Genomic DNA, 17,490 nt, shown 5'->3' with positions numbered 1-17,490 from the left:
CAGACGCTCACTTGAACTCGGCCGTGGCCGAGGTTTCCGGCCAGACCGCCTTGCTGACGCCGTCCTGCACCTGCGCCACCGCGACCGGCAGGAACTCGGCGCCGATCTTGGGGGTGTGGTTGGCGGTGTCGTAGACGAAACGCCCGGTGTAGCAGTCGAAATCGGTGGTGGCGAAGGCCTCCGACAGCTTCGCCGGCTCGACGGTGCCCGCGCGCTTCATGTTGTCCACCAGCATGGCGAACTGGCAGTAGCCCTGCGCGTGGTCGCCGTTGCCGGTGATGCCCTTGGCGCCCAGCAGCTCGTACAGCGCCTTGTGCTTTTCGTTGTTCACCGGGTCGAACAGCATCGGCGTCCACAGCATGTTTTCGGAATCGGCGCCGACGCCTTCGTGGAACTCGGGGCGCAGCGGGTAATAGATCGCCACATGCAGGGTCTCGAGCCCGGTTTCCTTGATCTGCTTGGTCAGCGCGATCCCCGAGTTGACCGAGGTGAAGATCGACACCAGCACGTCGGGCGCATTGCCGCGCAGCTTGGACAGCTGCGGGTAGAAATCGGAATGGCCCAGCGGCACCGCCTCGTGCCCGGTCTCGGTCCAGCCGGCGTCCTTGAACAGCGGCAGCGCGTATTCGGTGTTGGACTTGCCGTAGTCGGTGTCCTCGAACACGAAGGCGATCTTCTTGTCACCGGGCGAGAACTTGCCTGCCTCGGTCAGCCCCTCGACCGCCTCGAACACCGCCTGCGCATAGGCGTCCGAGTTCCAGCTGGATTTCCAGAAATTGGCGAATTGCTCGGGGTTGCTTTCGACCTTGCGGGCGATTTCCGAGGACACCGGCTGCCCGCTCATCACGAACTTGCCGTAGGAGGCGGCGACATCCATCAGCGCGATGGTCACCGACGACGCGAAGGTGTCCCCGATCAGCAGGTCCACGTTGTCGCGGGTCAGCAGCTTCTGCGCGGCAGAGACACCCATTTCGGGACGCGAGGCGCTGTCCTCGAAGATCAGGTTCAGCGTGTGCTTTTCGCCGTTCATCTCGACGCCGCCCTCGGCGTTCACCTGATCGGCGACGAACTGATAGGCCTCGCGCATGGCGATCCCCGAGGTCGCGGCCGGGCCGGTCAGCGGTCCGACGACGCCGATCTTGATCTCATCGGCCAGCGAAGGCGTGGCCAGCAGCGTGGCCCCCAGCAGGGCGGCAAGGATGGTTCTGGTCTGTTTCATGGTCTTCCCTGTGGTTATGGCCGTCCGGTCTGGCGCCGGACGGGTTGGTGAAGGACGGTTTCAGACAGGTTCGGTGCCGCACCAGTCGGCGATGAACAGCGCCATGGCCTTGGTGACGCTGCGCAGGGATTCCAGGCTGACATATTCGTCGAACCCGTGGATGTTGCGCGAAACCGGCCCGTAGCACAGGGTCGGCACGCGGTTGTAAAGCGCATAGACCCGCGCATCGAGATAGGCCGGCGTGGTCAGCGTCTCGAGGGGCGCGCCAAAGGCGTTCTCATGCGCCCGCGCCAGCGCCGCCTCGGCCTCGGACCCCGGTTCCAGGTAATAGCCCTCGGCGTTGAAGCCGTTCTGGGTCACCCGGGGCGGGTTCTGCGCCAGGAAGCGGTCGCCGCGGGCGAATTGCGCCACGTGGTCGGTGATCTCGCGCAGCTTGTCCTGCGCCTTCTGGCCCGGGTAGATCGACACCCGCACCTGGAACCGGCACCACGCCGGGACCGAGGACCCCCAGTCGCCGCCCTCGATGATGCCGATGTTCATGTTGATCGGCTTCGGCTCGGTCTCATATCCGGGGTGCTGGTGCTTCTCGGCGTTCCATTTCGCCTCGATCTCGCGCAGGGCGCCGATCACGCGGATGGCGGCGTCGATGGCGTTGGCGCCCTCGCCCATCTCGCGGACATGGACCGGGATACCGCGCACCTCGACCTCGAACCACAGCACGCCGCCGCAGGTGCGCACCAGCTTGTTGTCCTCGGGTTCGGGGATCAGCACCGCATCCGCGGTATAGCCGCGCAGAAAGGTCTGCATGGCGCCGTTGCCGGTGGATTCTTCCTCGACCACCGATTGCAGATAGACGGTGGCGGCCGGTTGCAGCCCGATCCGCCTGAGCGCCTCGAGCGCAAAGACGTTGGCGCCCGCCCCGGCCTTCATGTCACCGGCGCCGCGGCCATACATGCGGTCGCCCACCACCGCGCCGCCATAGGGCGCCTGTTCCCACATGTCCTCGGGGCCGACCGGCACCACGTCCAGATGGTGCTGCAGGATCAGCGAGCGGCCGGTTTCCTGTTTCGGATGGTGGATGCCCACCACGATCGGCGCGCGGGAATGGTCGCTGGAAAACGGCGCCCCGCCCTCATGCGCGGTCAGCTGCGCCTCATCCATGTCGAAGCGGTCCATCTTGAAGCCGCGCGCGGCCAGGTCGCGATACATGAAATCCTGGATCGCGAACTCCTCGCCCCGCTGCGAGGGGTAGGACACCAGCTTCCGGGTATAGGCGATCTGCTCGTCGAAACCCTCGTCAACGGCACGCATGATCGCATCACGCAGTTCTGCGTTCAAAATCGACCCTCCCCCTTGGTCGTTTCAGTTTTCTCCCGGACCCAGAAAGATCGAATTGACCTTTCCAAGTCAATAGGCGAGTTAGCAGTATCAACAGATGATACATTACCATGAACAACGCCGACCGCCCGCTGGAAGCCGCCCCCCGTCCCCCGCAGGAAATGCGGGCCGTGGAACGTATTGCGGCGATCCTGCGCAGCTTTTCGATGGCGCAGCCGATGCTGTCGCTGACCGAGGTCGCGCGGGCCGCCAATCTGGACAAAAACACCACCCGCCGGCTGCTGCTGGCGCTGGCGGCCGAGGGGCTGGTGCGGCGCGACGAATCGGAACGCAGCTGGGGGCTGGACATCGGGGTGATGAAGCTGCAGCCCGCCGTGCTGGGGCCGCGCACCCTGCGCGAGACCGCCGCCCCCTTCCTGCAATGGCTGACCGAGCGCAGCGGCATGACCAGCTTTTTCTGGATCGCCGATCCCGACGGCGCGATCTGCATCGACCGGGTGCGGGCGGGGGGCGAGTTCCGCGACGTGTTCTGGTCCACCCCCGGTACGGTGCTGCCGATGAACGTCGCCTCGGGGCCGCGGGTGGTGCTGGCCCATCTGGACGACGCCGCCGGCACCGCCTGGCTGGCCCGCCCGCAGCCGCGCTTCACCGGCGCGACCCAGACCGACCCGGCCGAGCTGCTGCGCGCCGCCGCGCGCATCCGCGCGCAGGGACACGAGCTGGCGGTGAACGACTATTACGTCGGCATGGCGGGGCTGGCCGTGCCGGTGACCGACCGCAGCGGCGGCTTTATCGGCGCGATCTCGGTCACCTCGAGCGCGTCCGAGTTCGCCGCCGAGGACCGCCAGCAGGAACTGCTGGCCGTGCTGCGCGAGGCCGCGGTGGCGATCGGGGTGCGGCTGGGGCCAAATCCGGGCGTGCCGCTGCATCCGGCGGGCTAGGGCGCGCATCGCTCAGCGCCCCGCCGGGCTGTCGGGCCAGAAGCGGGTGCCGGCCCGCGCCAGCCCGCCGCCCAGCCCGATGGCCATGCCGTCGGCGCGCCAGCAGGCCGCGCCCTCCATCCCGTCGTCGTCAAAGGCGATGGCGCACATGCCGCCGCCGACATGCGGCAGGCGCAGCACCTGCCAGCCCTTGCCGCGCAGCGCGTCCTCGACCGCGGCGGGGAAGCCCTCTTCCAGCTCGAGCTCGGCGCCCTGGGTCCACAGCCGCGGCGCCTCGACCGCCTCTTGCAGGGTCATGCGGTATTCCAGCAGGTTCAGCAGCCCCTGCATGACCGAGCCGAAGATGCGCAGCCCGCCCGGCAGTCCCAGCGCAAAGCGCGGGCGGCCGTCCCGCGTCACGATGGCCGGCGCCATCGAGGTGGTGACCCGCTTGCCCGGCGCGATGGAATTGGCGCGGCCGGGAACCGGGTCGAACAGCGCCATGTAGTTGTTGGGAATGATGCCGGTGCCGGGGATCACCATCCGCGCCCCGAACAGCGCGTTGATGGTCTGGGTGGTGCTCACGATATTGCCGTCGCGGTCGGCGGTGGTGACATGGGTGGTGTGTGCCTCGGCCGGGGCCCCGCCGGGGGCGACGCCGGGCTGCCAGTCCTGCGTCCGGTCCGGGTCGATGCGGCCGCGGCGGTCGGCGGCATAATCACCCGAGATCAGCCGCTCCACCGGCACCTGCACGAAGGCCGGGTCGGCGGTGGCGGCGGCGCGGTCGGCAAAGGCGATGCGCAGCGCCTCGGCGGTCAGGTGCGCTGCGGGTGCCGAGCCGAACCCCATGCCGGCCAGGTCATAGCCCGACAGGATGTTCAGCATCTGGATCACATGCACGCCCCCGGCCGAGGGCGGCGGCGGGCCGAAGATGCGGTGGCCGCGGAACTCGCCCGACACCGGCTCGCGCGCGATGCTGGCGACCTGCGCCAGATCCTCGCGCGTCATCACCGAGCCCGCCGCCTGCAGCTGCGCGACGATGCGGGCGCCCAGCTCGCCCGCGTAAAGCGCCTCGGGGCCCTCGGCGGCGATCTGCGCCAGCGTCTGCGCGTAATCCGCCATCACCAGCCGCTGCCCGGCGCGCAGCGGTGCGCCGTCGTTGGTCAGCAGCCGCCGCGCCTCGGGGTCGCGGCCAAGGTCGGGGCAGGCCTCGCCCGCGCAGGCGGCCAGATAGGGGGTAACGACAAAGCCGCGGCTTGCGTGGCGGATCGCGGGCTCCATCACGTCGGCCAGCGCCATGGTCCCGAACCGCGCCAGCGCGTCGCACCAGCCGCGCAGCGTGCCGGGGGTGGCGACCGCGGTGGCGCCATGGGTGTTGGCGCGGCCCTCGACCTCATACCCCAGCCCGGTGGGGCGGAACATGTCGGGGCGCGCCGCCGCGGGCGCCTGGCTCTGCCCGTCCAGCACCAGATGGCGCCCGTCCGCCATGCAGATCTGCGCCATGCCGCCGCCGAAGATGCCGACCATCATCGGCTCGACCACGCTCAGCGTGAACAGGGTGGCGATAGCGGCATCGACGGCATTGCCGCCGGCGGCCAGCATCTCGGCCCCGGCGGCGCTGGCCAGCGGGTGGTTCGACACCACCATGCCGTCGCGCGACCGCGCCGGGTGCTTTTCCACCTCGAACCGGGCCACCGCCCGCGCGCGCCACTGCGTCATTGCACCCCCTCCAGAACCCGGTCCAGCGTCTCGACGAAATGATCGACCTCGGCCGGGCCCACGATCAGCGGCGGGCGGATCTTCAGCACGTTGTGGTCCTTGCCGCACGAGCTGATCAGCACCCCTTCGCGCCGCAGCCCGTTGACGATGGCGGCCGTGGCCGCCCGGTCGGGGTGGCCGTCGCGGCGGATCTCGGCCCCGATCATCAGCCCGGCCCCGCGCGGCGGCGACAGCAGCGCATGGCGGTCCGACAGCCCGGCCAGCCCCGCCATCAGCCGCGCGCCCATGCGCAGGGCATTGTCCTGCAAACCCTCGTCCGCGATCACCTGCAGCACCGCCAGCGCCGCGGCGCAGGACACCGAATTGCCGCCGAAGGTGTTGAAATACCGCGTATTGCGGCCGAATTCCTCGACCAGCGCCGCGCCGATCGCCAGCCCGGCGACCGGGTGGCCGTTGCCCATCGGCTTGCCCATGGTCACGATGTCCGGCACCACCCCGTGGCGCTGGAACCCCCAGAACCCCTCGCCGGTGCGGGCAAAGCCGGGCTGCACCTCGTCAGCGACGAACAGCCCCCCGGCCTGCCGGATCGCCGCTGCCGCCGGGGCCAGGAACCCCGCAGGCCCCGGCCGTACCCCGTCCGAGGTGAACATCGTGTCCACGATCAGCATCGCCGGGCGGATGCCGCGGCGGCGCAGCCGCGCGACCGCCGCCTGAACCGCCACGCCGAAACCGGCATCGCCCTCGGCCCCCGGATCGCCCGGGGCGGGGACCAGCTCGACCTGCATCCCCAGATCCACCGCCGCCCCCAGCGAAGGCGAGAACTGCGCCACCGCGTCGGTGATGCCGTGATAGGCGGTCTCGGTCACGATGACGCCGCTGCCGCCGGTCGCCGCTTTCGCGATGCGCAGCGCCAGGTCGTTGGCCTCGCTGCCGGTGCAGGTCAGCATCATCCGGTCCAGCGCCGGGGGCAGCGTCGCCAGCAGCCGCTCGGCCAGATCGAGGATACCTTCTTGCAGATAGCGGGTGTTGGTGGTCAGCGTCGCGGCCTGCTGCGCGATGGCGGCGACCACCGCCGGGTGGCAATGGCCCAGCGAGGTGACGTTGTTGTAGGCGTCCAGATAGCGCCGCCCGGCGGCATCGATCAGCCACGCCCCTTCGCCGCGCACGAAATGCAGCGGCTCGTCATACATCAGCCGGTAGGCCGGACCCAGCAGAAGCTCGCGCCGGGCGATCAGGCGCTCGGTCTCGGGCGGCAGCGCCACCTTGCCGGGCACGAAGGCGTTGGCCATCGCCTCTGTCTGCTGCGTCATGCGGCCTCCTTTGCCAGGCTGGCGATCCATCCGGCGTTCTGCGCCGGGCTGCAGCTGCGCATCTCGGCCAGCGCGGCGCGCGCGGGGGCGTTGTTGCGCAGGATATAGGGCGCGTTCTCGGGGTAGCGGCTGGCGCGGTAGCCGGTGATCAGCAGGGTCAGCGCCAGCCGCGCCTCGATCAGCAGCGGCAGCAGCGCGGTTTCCGCCGCGGTCAGCGGCAGTTCGCGCACCCAGGCGGCGATGAACTCGCCCGCCTCGGCGCGGTTGCCGTCGGGCCCGAACTGATAGGACGCAGCCACCGCCAGGTCGTTGACCAGCGGCGCGGTGACGATATCGCCAAAGTCGATGATCCCGGCGATGCGGTCGGGGTCGCCCGCATCCACCAGCACGTTGTGGAAATTGAGGTCGTTGTAGATCACCTGCCGCCGCAGCTCCGGCAGCGCCGGCAGCGCGATGCGGGTGAAATCCTCAAGCACCGCCGCCACCAGCCAGCGCATCTCGTCCCCCGCGACATGGGGCAGCAGATGCCGCATCCGGTGCAGCTTGCTGCTGTCCCATTGCAGATACTGGTCCTGCCCGGGATGGGTGAAACCGGCAAAACCCGCGCAAAGCCGCGCGTGGACGCGGGCCAGCGCCCGGCGCTGCGCGGTCGAGCGCGGGGCGTCGACCAGCGGCAGCCCCTCGACCCAGCCCAGCAGCCGCAGCGCGCTGTCCCGGCCGTCCGCCAGCCGCACCTGCACCAGCCGGGCCCCGTTCAGGCTGCGCCGCAGCCGGGGCACCGGCAGCCCGGGGTCCGCCGCCTGAAGATGGCAGATCGCCGCCGCCTGGAAATCGCTCAGCAGCGGGTTTTCGTCGGGGTTGGCCAGCTTCATCACCCAGCGCCCCCCGTCCGCAACGGTCAGCAGCAGGTTCTGGTCGCGCTCCGACGCCAGCGGCTTCACCGTCTCGACCCGCAGGCCATAGTGGCGCAGCGCCAGCGCGCTTGCCTCGTCAGGGCCGATGCGCGGCGGGGCGGAGCTGAGGGTCTGGCTGTCGGCGGTCACGGGCAAGGGGCTTTCGGCAGGGCGCGGTTCCGCGGGGTCCCGGGGCAATGGCTTGTCAGCACGCGGGTTCTTGGGCATTTTCGGCGCAATTTGCCGGTGTCCTTCCACCGCGCAGCAACAGGCAGGACGAAAGCGCGATGACCGGACGTCTGGAATACAGGGCGCTGAGCGATCAGGCCTATGCCGCGATCAAGCAAGAGCTGATCTCGGGCCGGTTCGCGCCGCGGCAGATGCTGGTGCTGCGCACGCTGGCGGAAACCTATGGCATCTCGACCACCCCGGTGCGCGAGGCGCTGCAGCGGCTGGTCGGCGAAGGCCTGCTCGAGATGCTGCCCAACCGCTCGATCGCGGTGCCGGACTGGGACCCGGCCAAGTTCAGCGAGCTTTACCGCATCCGCTGCGAGCTGGAAGGTTTGGCGGCCGAGCTGGCGACCGGTTTTGCCACCCCGGCGCTGGTGGCCGAGCTGACGCAGCTGGTCGGCGCGATCGACGCGGCGCTGGCCGAAAACCGGCATGGCGACTATGTGGCGCTGAACCAGCGGTTCCATTTCGCCATCTACCGCACCGCCCGCTCGCCCCGGCTGCTGCGGATCATCGAGAACCTGTGGGGCGAGGTCGGCGTCTACATGAACGAGCTGTTCGCCGGGTCCGATTTCGGCGGCATCGCCAACGATGCCCACCACGCGATCCTGTCCCGGCTGGTCGAGCGCGACGCCGCGGGCGTGCGCGCCGAGATGGTGCGCGACATCACCGTGGCGGCCGACGCCATGCTGCCGCGCATCCGCGAACTGGCGCAGGGCGGCGGGCAAGCCGCGCCGCGCACGCAGCTCTAGGCCCGGCCGCCGCCCCTCTTCCCCATCGCAACCAGCGCGATTTCGCATCCCGTCGTCCCCCTCCGGCCCATTCTTCCCCCGGCCTTTGTGATATCATATCACAGATATCAGATCTTGAAGTCAACCGCGGCCGTGGGCGACCATCGCCCTTGCGAACCAAGAGGAGGAAGACGTGAGACCCCAGGCTGAACCCGTCGTGCATATCGACGACGCCCGCTTTCGGGTGACCGAGTGGCGCTTTGCCCCCGGTGCGGAAACCGGCTGGCACCGGCACGGGCATGATTACGTGGTGGTGCCGCTGACCGACGGGACGCTGGGGCTGGACATCCCCGGCGGCGCGCAGACCCAAGCGCAGCTGGCCCGCGGCGTCCCCTATTCCCGCAGCGAGGGGGTCGAGCACAACGTCACCAACGCCGGCGACGCGCCGCTGTCGTTCCTGGAAATCGAGGTCGTGGACCAGGCGCCGGAAGCCGCGCTGACCCGGGCGCAGCTGGCGACGCTGGAGCGGCTGGCCGCCGGTTTCAACGCCCGCGACCTGGACGGGGTGATGGGCTGCATGGCCGAGGATTGCAGCTACCGCACCGCCACGGGCGAGTTGCATGAGGGCGCCGCGGCCGTGCGCGCCGCCTGCGCCGCGCTGTTCGCCGCCTGGCCCGAGGCCGCCTGGACCGGGGTGCAGCACGCGGTGGCGGGGGAAACCGGCCTGTCCTCGTGGCGCTTCCGGGGTCGGGACGCGGCCGGCAACGCGGTCGAGGTCGCGGGCTGCGACCTGTTCACCTTTGACGGCGACCGGATCGCCTGCAAGGACAGCTACCGCAAGGCGGGCTGACCCTGCTCCGGCCCGGTGCTCTGGGCCGGGGCGCGCTAGCGCACGTAGCGGATGAAGGGCGTCACCTGCGCGATGCGGTCATACAGCTGGCGGCCGGTAGTGTTGAAATCCTGCGTCAGCCAGTAGACCGCGGGGGTGCCGTTGGCGTCGGCCGCGGCATAGACCGCCTCGATCAGCTTGCGGCCCAGCCCGGTGCCGCGCGCCTGCGGATCGACGTAGAGATCCTGCAGGTAGCAGACATTCTCGATCTTCCAGCAGTGGCGGTGGAACAGGAAATGCACCAGCCCCATCGGCCGCCCCCCGACCAGCGCCAGGAACCCGTTGAAATCCTGCGGATCATCGCCCAGCAGTCGGGAAAACGTGGTGGCATAGACCTCTTCGGGGACGGCGGTCTGGTAGAACTCCAGATAGCCGGTCCACAGGCGGCGCCATTCCGCGGCATCCTCGGGGCGAAGCGGGCGGATTTCGATGTCGGACATGGGGGCTCCGTCGGGGTGTCTGCCGGTCGGGACGACGCTAGCGGGGCGGCGCGGCGGTGGAAAGGGGCGAAGCGGTGGAAAGAGGATGCGCCCTTGCCCAAGGCGCCGCGCGGCGGCATGATCACGGGCGCACACACTGGCAGGCCGATGTACATCCCCCCGCATTTCCAGGAAATCAGCCCGGACGAGATCGCGCGCGTGCTCGACGCGGCGCCGCTGGCCTGTGTCGTCGCCCAGACCGAATCGGGGCTGCTGGCCAACCACCTGCCGCTGCTGGCGGGCCCCGACGGCACGCTGCTGGGCCATGTGGCGCTGGCCAACGACATGCACCGGCTGATCCGCGACGGGCAGGAGGTGCTGGCGATCTTCCGCGGCGAGGACGCCTATGTCTCGCCCAACTACTACCCCAGCAAGCCCGAGCATCAGCGCCATGTGCCGACCTGGAACTATCAGGCGGTGCATGTCCACGGCCCCATCCGCTTTCAGCACGACCTGCGGTCGAAACGCGCCGCGGTCGGGCTGCTGACCCGCCTGCACGAGCGGCGGCTGAACGGGGACCGCGCCTGGCGGATGGCCGACGCCCCCGCCGACTACATGCAGCAGATGCTGGACACGATCGTCGCCTTCCGCATCGAACCGCAACGCACGCTGGCCAAGTCCAAGCTGAGCCAGAACCGCGAGCCCCGCGACCAGCGCGCGGTGGTCAAGGCGCTGGCCGCCGATGGCCACGCCGCCCTGGCCGCGATCATGGAACCGCGGCTGCCCGAGGGCTGAGGGGGACGCAAGCCCGTTACGCAGCCCCCAGCAGGGCCCAGTCCTCGCTCGGCTCCATCACCAGATGGCCGGGGGCGCATTCGCGATAGCTCCGCGGGGGCGGGATGTGGCCGGGCGGGCGCAGCGGGCTGCGGATTTCCAGTTCCGGCAGGCGGCGCTTGCTGCCCCGGCGCTCGGGGTCGGGGATGGGCACCGCGGCCAGCAGGCGCCTTGTATAGGGGTGCTGCGGGTTGGCAAAGATGGCCGCGCGGGGGCCGATCTCGACGATCTCGCCCAGGAACATCACCGCGACGCGGTGGCTGACCCGCTCGACCACCGCCATGTCGTGGCTGATGAACAGATAGGCCAGCCCCAGCCGCTCCTGCAGGCGCAGCATCAAGTTCACCACCTGCGCCTTGACCGAGACATCCAGCGCCGACACCGCCTCGTCCGCGACGATCACCTTGGGCTGCACCGACAGCGCGCGGGCGATGCAGATGCGCTGGCGCTGGCCGCCGGAAAACTCGTGCGGGAACCGGTTCATCATGTCGGGGGACAGCCCGACCTCGGCCAGCAGCGCGGCGACGCGGTCGCGCGCCTCGGCCCTGCCGGCGATCCCGTTCACGATCATCGGCTCGGCGATCGATTCGCCGATGCGGATGCGCGGGTTGAGGCTGGCGAACGGGTCCTGGAAGATCATCTGCAGGTTCTGCCGCTGCCGCTTCATTTCGGCGCGCGAGGTGCCGGTCAGCTCGGCCCCGTCCAGCAGGATCCGCCCCCGGGTGGGCGCGGCCAGCCCCAGGATCGAGCGTCCGGTGGTCGATTTCCCGCAGCCCGATTCGCCGACGATCGACAGGGTTTCCCCCGCATTCAGGCTGAACGAGACGTTTTCCACCGCATGGACCCGCCCCACCAGCCGGCCCAGCATCCCCTTGCGCACGTCGAACCGGGTCGAGAGGTTCTGCACCTCGAGCACCGGCCGCGGCGCCGCGGGCGGCGGGGCGGTCTGCGCATCGGGACCGGCCTGCCCGGTTTCCGGGTCGATGGTGGGGAAATACGCCGGGCGCGGGCGGCCCGCCATCGACCCCAGCCGCGGCACCGCCGCCAGAAGCGAGCGGGTGTAGTTGCTGCCCGGCTGGCGGAACACCCGCGTGGTCCGGTCGCATTCGACGACATCGCCGCGCAGCATGACCAGCGTGCGGTCCGCCACCTCGGCGACCACGCCCATGTCGTGGGTGATGAACATCACCCCCATGCCCTCTTCGTCCTGCAGCGTCTTGATCAGGTCGATGATCTGGGCCTGGATGGTCACGTCCAGCGCGGTGGTCGGCTCGTCCGCGATCAGCAGCCGGGGCTGGCAGGCCAGCGCCATGGCGATCATCACCCGCTGCCGCATCCCCCCCGAATAATTGTGCGGATAGTCCGACAGCCGCGAGGCGGCGGCGGGGATGCGCACCTTTTCCAGCAGCTGCACCGCCTCGCGCCGGGCATCGTCGCGGCTGATGTCGCGGTGCAGGCGGATCGCCTCGACCAGCTGCGCGCCGATGGGAAGCACCGGGTTCAGGCTGGTCATCGGTTCCTGAAAGATCATCGCGATCTCGTTGCCGCGGATGGCGCGCATCCGGTCCTCGGGCAGCTCCAGCAGGTTCCGGCCCAGGAACTCGATCCTTCCGCTGTGGCGCACCGACTGCCGCGGGTGCAGCCCCATCACCGACAGCGCGGTCACGCTTTTGCCCGACCCCGATTCCCCGACCACGGCCAGCGTCTCGCGCGCCGAGATGTCGAACGAGATGTCGCGCAGCACCTCGGTCCAGCCGTCGTCGGTGCGGAACGAGGTGTGGAGGTTCTGGACGGAAAGGATCGGTGAGGTCATCGGGATTATCCTGTCGGTGGGGGCGCCGGCCGGCCCGCTTCAGCTCTTGCGGCGGGGGTCGAGCATGTCGCGCAGCCCGTCCCCCACCAGGTTGACGGCCAGCACCGTCAGCGACAGCACCACTGCCGGAAAGGCGACGATATGCGGCTTGACCTGCCACAGCGCCCGGCCCTCGGTCATGATGTTGCCCCATGACGGGATGTCGGGCGGGGTGCCGGCGCCGATGAAGGACAGGATCGCCTCGATCACCATGGCCGAGGCGCAGATATAGGTGGCCTGCACCAGCACCGGCGGCATCGCGTTGGGCAGGATGTGGCGCCAGATGATCCGCAGGGTCGAGGCGCCCGAGGTGATCGCGGCCTCGACATAGGTCTGTTCGCGCAGCGACAGCACGGTCGAGCGGACCAGCCGCGCCACCCGGGGGATCTCGGAAATCGTCACCGCCACGATCACGTTCACTACCGAGCTGCCCAGCATCGCCATGAAGGCGATGGCCAGCAGGATCGACGGAATCGCCATCAGCCCGTCCATGATCCGCATGATGATGCTGTCGAGCAGCCGCGAGAACCCGGCGACCAGCCCGATCGCCATCCCCGCGGCGGTGGCCAGCACCGCCACGCCGAAGCCGACGACCAGCGACACCCGCGCCCCGTAGATCACCCGGGAATAGACGTCGCGCCCCATCATGTCGGTGCCGAACCACGCCTCGGCCGAGGGCGGCTTCAGCCGCTGGGTGGCGTCCAGCGCCTGCGGGTCATGCGTCGCCAGCAGCGGCGCGAACACCGCCATGACGCAGGCCAGCGCCAGCAGCACCAGCCCCAGCGACAGCGCCGGCCAGCGCCGCAGGAAACGGCCGGGGCGCAGGCGCTTGCTTGCGGGGGCGGCGGACAGCGCCGCGTCGGGTCCGGTCTTTTGCATGGGGGTCATCGGTCAGTACCGGATCCGGGGGTCGAACAGCACATAGCTGAGGTCGACCAGCAGGTTGACGAGCACATAGACGAAGCTGAACAGCAGGATGATCCCCTGGATGACGGGATAGTCCCGCTGCAGGATCGCATCCACCGTCAGCCGCCCCAGCCCGGGAATGGAAAACACCGTCTCGGTCACCACCGCGCCGCCGATCAGCAGCGCGACGCCCAGCCCCACCACGGTCACGACCTGCACCGAGGCATTGCGCAGCGCGTGCACGAACAGCACCGCGCGCTCGCTGGCGCCCTTGGCGCGGGCGGTGCGGATATAGTCCTGGCTCAGCACCTCGAGCATGGTGGTGCGGGTGATGCGCGCGATCAGCGCGATATAGACGCCGCTGACGGTCAGCACCGGCAGCACCAGATGCCGCAGCCACGGTCCCACCCCGTCCGACAGCGGCCGGTAGCCCTGCACCGGCAGCAGCTGCGCATTGCTGGCCAGCAGCCAGGCCAGCAGATAGCCCAGCACGAAGACCGGGACCGAAAACCCCAGCACCGCGGCCGCCATGATGGCGTTGTCCAGCAGGGTATTGTGCCGATAGGCGGCGATCACGCCCACGGGCACCGCGACGATGACCGCGAACACCAGCGTCACCAGCATCAACGAAAACGTCGGCCCGATCCGCTCGAGGATCATCTTGGTCACCGGCTGGCCGGTAAAGATCGAGGTGCCCAGGTCCCCCTGCAACACCGCGCCGAACCACGACAGCAGCCGCGGCAGGAACGGCTGGTCGAGCCCCAGCGATTCCCGGATCTGGGCGATCTGTTCGGGCGTGGCCTGGTCGCCGGCCATCACCGCCGCCGGGTCGCCCGGGGTCAGGAACAGCAGGCTGAACACGATCAGCGCCACGATGACCACCACGGGGACGGTCGCCAGCAGCCGTTGCAGGATATACTTGATCATCGAAGGCTCCGGGCGAAGCCCCCGCGCGCCGCGCCTTGCGGCCGCGCGCGGGGATGCGGGACAGGGTGGGCGCTCAGCTCACGTTCCAGAAGAACGAGGCCGACCCCGGCACCACCCCGCTGAGCGAGGCGTCAAGGCCGCTGTTGACGTAGAACACCCCCAGCGGGATCACCGGCGCGCCCTGCATGGCCAGTTTCTGCACCGTCTCGAAGACCTTCTGCCCCTCGGCCGGGTCCGAGGCCGACAGCCACTCGGTGACCGCAGCCTCGAGCTCGGGGTCGTCGTACCAGCCGAACCAGCCCTCGGCGCCCTGCCCGCGGATATTGGCGTTGGTCGCCGGGTTCGAAATCGAGGCCGAGGGCCAGTTGGTGTGGAAGATGCTCCACCCGCCGTTCTCTACCGGCTCCTTGGACTGGCGGCGCTGGGTGACGGTGCCCCAGTCCATGGCCTGCAGCTCGACGTTCAGGCCAAGCTTTTTCAGCAGGTCGGCGGTCAGCAGCCCGTGCGGGGCCAGGTTCACCATGTCGGTCGGGTGCAGGATCACCACCTTTTCCCCGGCATAGCCCGATTCCTCGACCAGCTTGCGCGCGTGGTCCAGATCGCCCGGCATCATGCCGAAATCGTCGTCCAGAACCCCGGGCATGGTCACCGGGAACATGCTGCGGCATTCCTGCCAGCTTTCGGGATCGCCGCCGGTGATCGAGGCCATGTAGGCCGACTGGTCCACCGCCGCCAGCACCGCCTGGCGCAGCTTGACGTTGTCGAACGGCGGCACATGCGAGTTGAAGCGGATATAGGCGGCAAAGCCGGTCGGGTCCTGCTTCTGGATGGTGACGCCGGGGGCGGCATCCAGCAGCGGCCGAAGGTCGGGCATGACGATTTCCAGCCAGTCCACCTCGCCGTTCTGCAAGGCTGCGGTGGCGCTGGCCGCATCGGGAATGATGTGCCACTCGATACGGTCGAAATGCGCCACCTTGCCGCCCGCGCTCCATGCCGCGGGTTCCTGGCGGGGGACGTAGCCCTCGAACTTTTCATAGACGACGCGGCTGCCCGAGACATATTCCTCGGCCACGAAGCGATAGGGCCCCGAGCCGACCATCTCGGTCACCGCCTCGGTCGGGGGCGTCTGCGCCAGCCGCAGCGGCATCATCATCGCCGGCGAGGAATGCGGCTTGCCGATCGCGGCCAGCAGATGCGGGAAGGGCCGGGACAGGCGGATGCGGATCGTGCGTTCGTCGGCGGCCTCGAACGCCTCGGTCGCGGCGCGCAGCGACTGGCCGAAGGTGTCGCGCTGGCTCCACCGGTCAAGCGAGGCGGCGCAATCTTCGGCGGTGACCGGGCTGCCGTCATGCCAGGTCAGCCCGTCGCGCAGGGTGATCAGCCATTCCAGCCCGTCGTCGGACACCACCGCGCCCTCGGCCATCTGCGGCTGCGGCTGCAGGTCGTTGTCCACCCCGTAAAGCGTGTCGAACACCAGATAGCCGTGGGTCACCGACACCGCGGCGGTGGTGAACACCGGGTCCAGGATCGACAGGTTCGCCTGCGGGACAAAGCGCAGGACGCGGGTTTCGGTCTGGCTCCACCCTGGGCGGGCCACGATGGCAGTGCCGGTCAGGGCCGCAGCGGCCCAAAGGAAATCTCGTCTGTTCAGCATGGTCTTTTTCCCTGTTGTGATTGCCGTTGCCCTTGCGGTCCCGTCGGTTCAGGAGTCCAGAAAGGGGGTGGTCTCGAAATCGTCCAGCGGCCAGAACGGGCGCGGCTTGCGGTGCCATTCCAGATCCTCGAGCCGCGGCGCGGTCGGCCCGGCGCCGCTGACCCCGATCCAGGTCGTGTCCGGGCGCAGCAGGTTGCGGAAGTTCATCGGGTTCTTGAACACCGCGATATGCAGCTGGCGCCAGTCGATCCCGACCGAGCGGAACTGTTCATCGCCGTAATCATAGGTGGGATGAGTGGCGGCAAGGATGCGGATGCCCTTGTGCCGCAGCACCGCGCAGGGCCCCATATTGCCCGAAGGCCCCGCCATCGGCCCGCCGTCATAGCTGAACCGCCCGTCGCCCAGATGCTCGACCTGCACCTCCAGCCGCACCGGCCCGCCGAAGCGGCGGTCCTTGCCGGCGCCGATATCCAGGGTCAGCCGGGCGCCGACACCCGCGGCGCCGGCCGCCGCCACCGCGGCCGGGTCCACGATCAGCACGGCCGAATCCAGATCCGGCGCCAGCTCGGCCAGCGCGGCCAGCACCTGCGTCAGGTCGCCCGACGAGCCGCCGCCGACGCAATCGGGCGAATCCGACAGCAGGACCGGGCCGGGCAGCGCGGCGGCGTCCTGCACCGCCTCGCGCGCGGTGTGGTGGGGCAGGTAGAAATCGCGGCGGCGGTTCCACATCGCGGTGACGATCCGGGTCGCCGCAAGTTCGGCCGCGCCCGGGTCGCCGTCGGTCACCGCCAGCCCGCAGATCCCGATATCGGGGATGTCGAGCCAGGGCTGCACCGGGAAATAGCTGACGCACAGCGCCTCGCCTGCCCGCTCCATCTCCCGCGCCATCGCCCGGACCTCGGCCATCGGGCCCTCGGCCGTGGCCCCGCCGATCACCGGCACGAAGCCGTTGATGCGGCGGATCGCCAGCCGGGGCGAGATTTCCCGCCGCAGGGCCCGGACCAGCAGCCGCGCCGCGCGTTCGCCGGTCGCATACACATCGTCATGCGGATAGGTCTCGTAGCCGACAAGGATGTCGGCGTTGCCCACCATGCGCGGGGTGACATTGGCGTGCAGGTCCAGGCTGGACGCGATCGGGGCATCGGGGCCGACGATGCCGCGCACCAGCTCCAGCAGCTCGCCCTCGGGGTCGTCGTGGCTTTCGCAGACCATGGCGCCGTGCAGCGCCAGGAACACCCCGTCCAGCGGCCCGGCCTCGCGCAGGCGGCGTTCGACATGGGCAAGGATTTCGTCAAAGAACCCGTCCTCGACCGCCCCGCCCGAGCCGCCGTGCGCCGCGACGATGGGCAGGATGCCGATCCCCGCCGCGGCCAGCACCTCGCAGCCCGCGGTCACCGCCAGCGCGCGGCCGGCGGTGCGGGTCAGCACGTCACCGTCAAAGGCCAGCAGCCGCCGCTCGAACTCGCCGCGCCCGGCCCGGGTCAGGGAAAACGTGTTGCCTTCGTATTCAAAGCTGATGACCGCGACCTTCATTCCACCCCGCCTGTCCATGATATCCGTGCCGCCTGCCCCGCAGCCGTGGCGCCGCATCCGCGCCCCTGTCGGGAAGACCGTCGTAACCTGCTGAAACACGCCCCGGCAGGGGCAG

Annotated in this window: 15 protein-coding genes; 4 read left to right on the top strand and 11 right to left on the bottom strand. The window is 69.7% G+C overall.

The features are described 5' to 3' along the window. Positions 1–7: 7 nt before the first annotated feature. Both BUB57_RS14200 and BUB57_RS14195 read right to left on the bottom strand, forming a co-directional pair. Entirely contained in the window at positions 8–1,219 is a 1,212-nt protein-coding gene (locus BUB57_RS14200; protein ID WP_073068179.1) for an ABC transporter substrate-binding protein, read from the bottom strand. 60 nt (positions 1,220–1,279) lie between these two features. After that, positions 1,280–2,557 (bottom strand): ArgE/DapE family deacylase, encoded by a 1,278-nt coding sequence (locus BUB57_RS14195; RefSeq protein WP_327082972.1) that lies wholly within the window; start codon positions 2,555–2,557, stop codon positions 1,280–1,282. A 110-nt stretch (positions 2,558–2,667) separates the two neighbouring features. Between BUB57_RS14195 and BUB57_RS14190 the strand changes: the two genes are divergently transcribed. After that, complete coding sequence (locus tag BUB57_RS14190) at positions 2,668–3,498, top strand: IclR family transcriptional regulator (RefSeq protein WP_073068175.1); 831 nt, start codon at positions 2,668–2,670, stop codon at positions 3,496–3,498. A gap of 12 nt (positions 3,499–3,510) precedes the next feature. Here the strand turns inward: BUB57_RS14190 and ggt are convergent, their stop codons facing one another. From ggt to BUB57_RS14175, 3 genes are read right to left on the bottom strand one after another with little or no spacing between them, the layout of a single operon-like run. Further along, complete coding sequence (ggt, locus tag BUB57_RS14185; protein WP_073068174.1) at positions 3,511–5,196, bottom strand: gamma-glutamyltransferase; 1,686 nt, start codon at positions 5,194–5,196, stop codon at positions 3,511–3,513. After that, on the bottom strand, positions 5,193–6,506 hold the full coding sequence (locus BUB57_RS14180) for an aspartate aminotransferase family protein (RefSeq protein ID WP_073068171.1): 1,314 nt from the start codon (positions 6,504–6,506) through the stop codon (positions 5,193–5,195). Before BUB57_RS14180 ends, ggt begins: the two co-directional genes overlap by 4 nt. Further along, positions 6,503–7,549: a phosphotransferase gene (locus BUB57_RS14175; RefSeq protein ID WP_073068169.1), complete on the bottom strand. Its 1,047-nt coding sequence runs from the start codon at positions 7,547–7,549 to the stop codon at positions 6,503–6,505. The genes BUB57_RS14180 and BUB57_RS14175 overlap by 4 nt, the downstream gene beginning before the upstream one ends. Before the next feature lie 137 nt (positions 7,550–7,686). Here BUB57_RS14175 and BUB57_RS14170 point away from each other — a divergent pair, with 137 nt between their 5' ends. Both BUB57_RS14170 and BUB57_RS17325 read left to right on the top strand, forming a co-directional pair. Beyond that, positions 7,687–8,382: a GntR family transcriptional regulator gene (locus BUB57_RS14170; protein ID WP_073068168.1), complete on the top strand. Its 696-nt coding sequence runs from the start codon at positions 7,687–7,689 to the stop codon at positions 8,380–8,382. Between the two features lie 172 nt (positions 8,383–8,554). Further along, positions 8,555–9,211 carry a nuclear transport factor 2 family protein gene (locus tag BUB57_RS17325; RefSeq protein ID WP_073068166.1) on the top strand — a complete coding sequence of 219 codons (657 nt, stop codon included), beginning with the start codon at positions 8,555–8,557 and terminating at the stop codon, positions 9,209–9,211. Between the two features lie 35 nt (positions 9,212–9,246). Here BUB57_RS17325 and BUB57_RS14160 read toward each other — a convergent pair whose 3' ends face one another. Continuing rightward, on the bottom strand, positions 9,247–9,690 hold the full coding sequence (locus BUB57_RS14160) for a GNAT family N-acetyltransferase (RefSeq protein ID WP_073068164.1): 444 nt from the start codon (positions 9,688–9,690) through the stop codon (positions 9,247–9,249). A 147-nt stretch (positions 9,691–9,837) separates the two neighbouring features. Here BUB57_RS14160 and BUB57_RS14155 point away from each other — a divergent pair, with 147 nt between their 5' ends. Beyond that, positions 9,838–10,464: an FMN-binding negative transcriptional regulator gene (locus BUB57_RS14155; protein WP_073068162.1), complete on the top strand. Its 627-nt coding sequence runs from the start codon at positions 9,838–9,840 to the stop codon at positions 10,462–10,464. Between the two features lie 16 nt (positions 10,465–10,480). On the opposite strand, the gene BUB57_RS14150 is transcribed toward BUB57_RS14155, so the two are convergent. From BUB57_RS14150 to BUB57_RS14130, 5 genes are all read right to left on the bottom strand, one after another. Further along, complete coding sequence (locus BUB57_RS14150; protein ID WP_073068160.1) at positions 10,481–12,316, bottom strand: ABC transporter ATP-binding protein; 1,836 nt, start codon at positions 12,314–12,316, stop codon at positions 10,481–10,483. Between the two features lie 39 nt (positions 12,317–12,355). Further along, positions 12,356–13,234 (bottom strand): ABC transporter permease, encoded by an 879-nt coding sequence (locus BUB57_RS14145; protein ID WP_234952094.1) that lies wholly within the window; start codon positions 13,232–13,234, stop codon positions 12,356–12,358. A gap of 12 nt (positions 13,235–13,246) precedes the next feature. Continuing rightward, positions 13,247–14,188, bottom strand: coding sequence for an ABC transporter permease (locus tag BUB57_RS14140; protein WP_073068156.1), 942 nt, complete (start codon positions 14,186–14,188; stop codon positions 13,247–13,249). Between the two features lie 73 nt (positions 14,189–14,261). Then, positions 14,262–15,842 carry an ABC transporter substrate-binding protein gene (locus BUB57_RS14135; protein ID WP_073068154.1) on the bottom strand — a complete coding sequence of 527 codons (1,581 nt, stop codon included), beginning with the start codon at positions 15,840–15,842 and terminating at the stop codon, positions 14,262–14,264. 48 nt (positions 15,843–15,890) lie between these two features. Next, positions 15,891–17,375, bottom strand: coding sequence for a M81 family metallopeptidase (locus BUB57_RS14130; protein ID WP_073068152.1), 1,485 nt, complete (start codon positions 17,373–17,375; stop codon positions 15,891–15,893). Positions 17,376–17,490: the final 115 nt, after the last annotated feature.

Origin of the sequence: Paracoccus solventivorans, from assembly GCF_900142875.1 — a bacterium.
Classification (GTDB): Bacteria; Pseudomonadota; Alphaproteobacteria; order Rhodobacterales; family Rhodobacteraceae; genus Paracoccus; species Paracoccus solventivorans.
This window is presented reverse-complemented; position numbering and strand designations above follow the sequence as displayed.

Excerpts from the sequence above, each read along its gene's own strand:
- BUB57_RS14200 (WP_073068179.1), bottom strand. The coding sequence starts at position 1,219 with ATGAAACAGACCAGAACCATCCTTGCCGCCCTGCTGGGGGCCACGCTG.
- BUB57_RS14190 (WP_073068175.1), top strand. The coding sequence starts at position 2,668 with ATGAACAACGCCGACCGCCCGCTGGAAGCCGCCCCCCGTCCCCCGCAG.
- ggt (WP_073068174.1), bottom strand. The coding sequence starts at position 5,196 with ATGACGCAGTGGCGCGCGCGGGCGGTGGCCCGGTTCGAGGTGGAAAAG.
- BUB57_RS14180 (WP_073068171.1), bottom strand. The coding sequence starts at position 6,506 with ATGACGCAGCAGACAGAGGCGATGGCCAACGCCTTCGTGCCCGGCAAG.
- BUB57_RS14170 (WP_073068168.1), top strand. The coding sequence starts at position 7,687 with ATGACCGGACGTCTGGAATACAGGGCGCTGAGCGATCAGGCCTATGCC.
- BUB57_RS14160 (WP_073068164.1), bottom strand. The coding sequence starts at position 9,690 with ATGTCCGACATCGAAATCCGCCCGCTTCGCCCCGAGGATGCCGCGGAA.
- BUB57_RS14155 (WP_073068162.1), top strand. The coding sequence starts at position 9,838 with ATGTACATCCCCCCGCATTTCCAGGAAATCAGCCCGGACGAGATCGCG.
- BUB57_RS14150 (WP_073068160.1), bottom strand. The coding sequence starts at position 12,316 with ATGACCTCACCGATCCTTTCCGTCCAGAACCTCCACACCTCGTTCCGC.
- BUB57_RS14145 (WP_234952094.1), bottom strand. The coding sequence starts at position 13,234 with ATGCAAAAGACCGGACCCGACGCGGCGCTGTCCGCCGCCCCCGCAAGC.
- BUB57_RS14140 (WP_073068156.1), bottom strand. The coding sequence starts at position 14,188 with ATGATCAAGTATATCCTGCAACGGCTGCTGGCGACCGTCCCCGTGGTG.
- BUB57_RS14135 (WP_073068154.1), bottom strand. The coding sequence starts at position 15,842 with ATGCTGAACAGACGAGATTTCCTTTGGGCCGCTGCGGCCCTGACCGGC.
- BUB57_RS14130 (WP_073068152.1), bottom strand. The coding sequence starts at position 17,375 with ATGAAGGTCGCGGTCATCAGCTTTGAATACGAAGGCAACACGTTTTCC.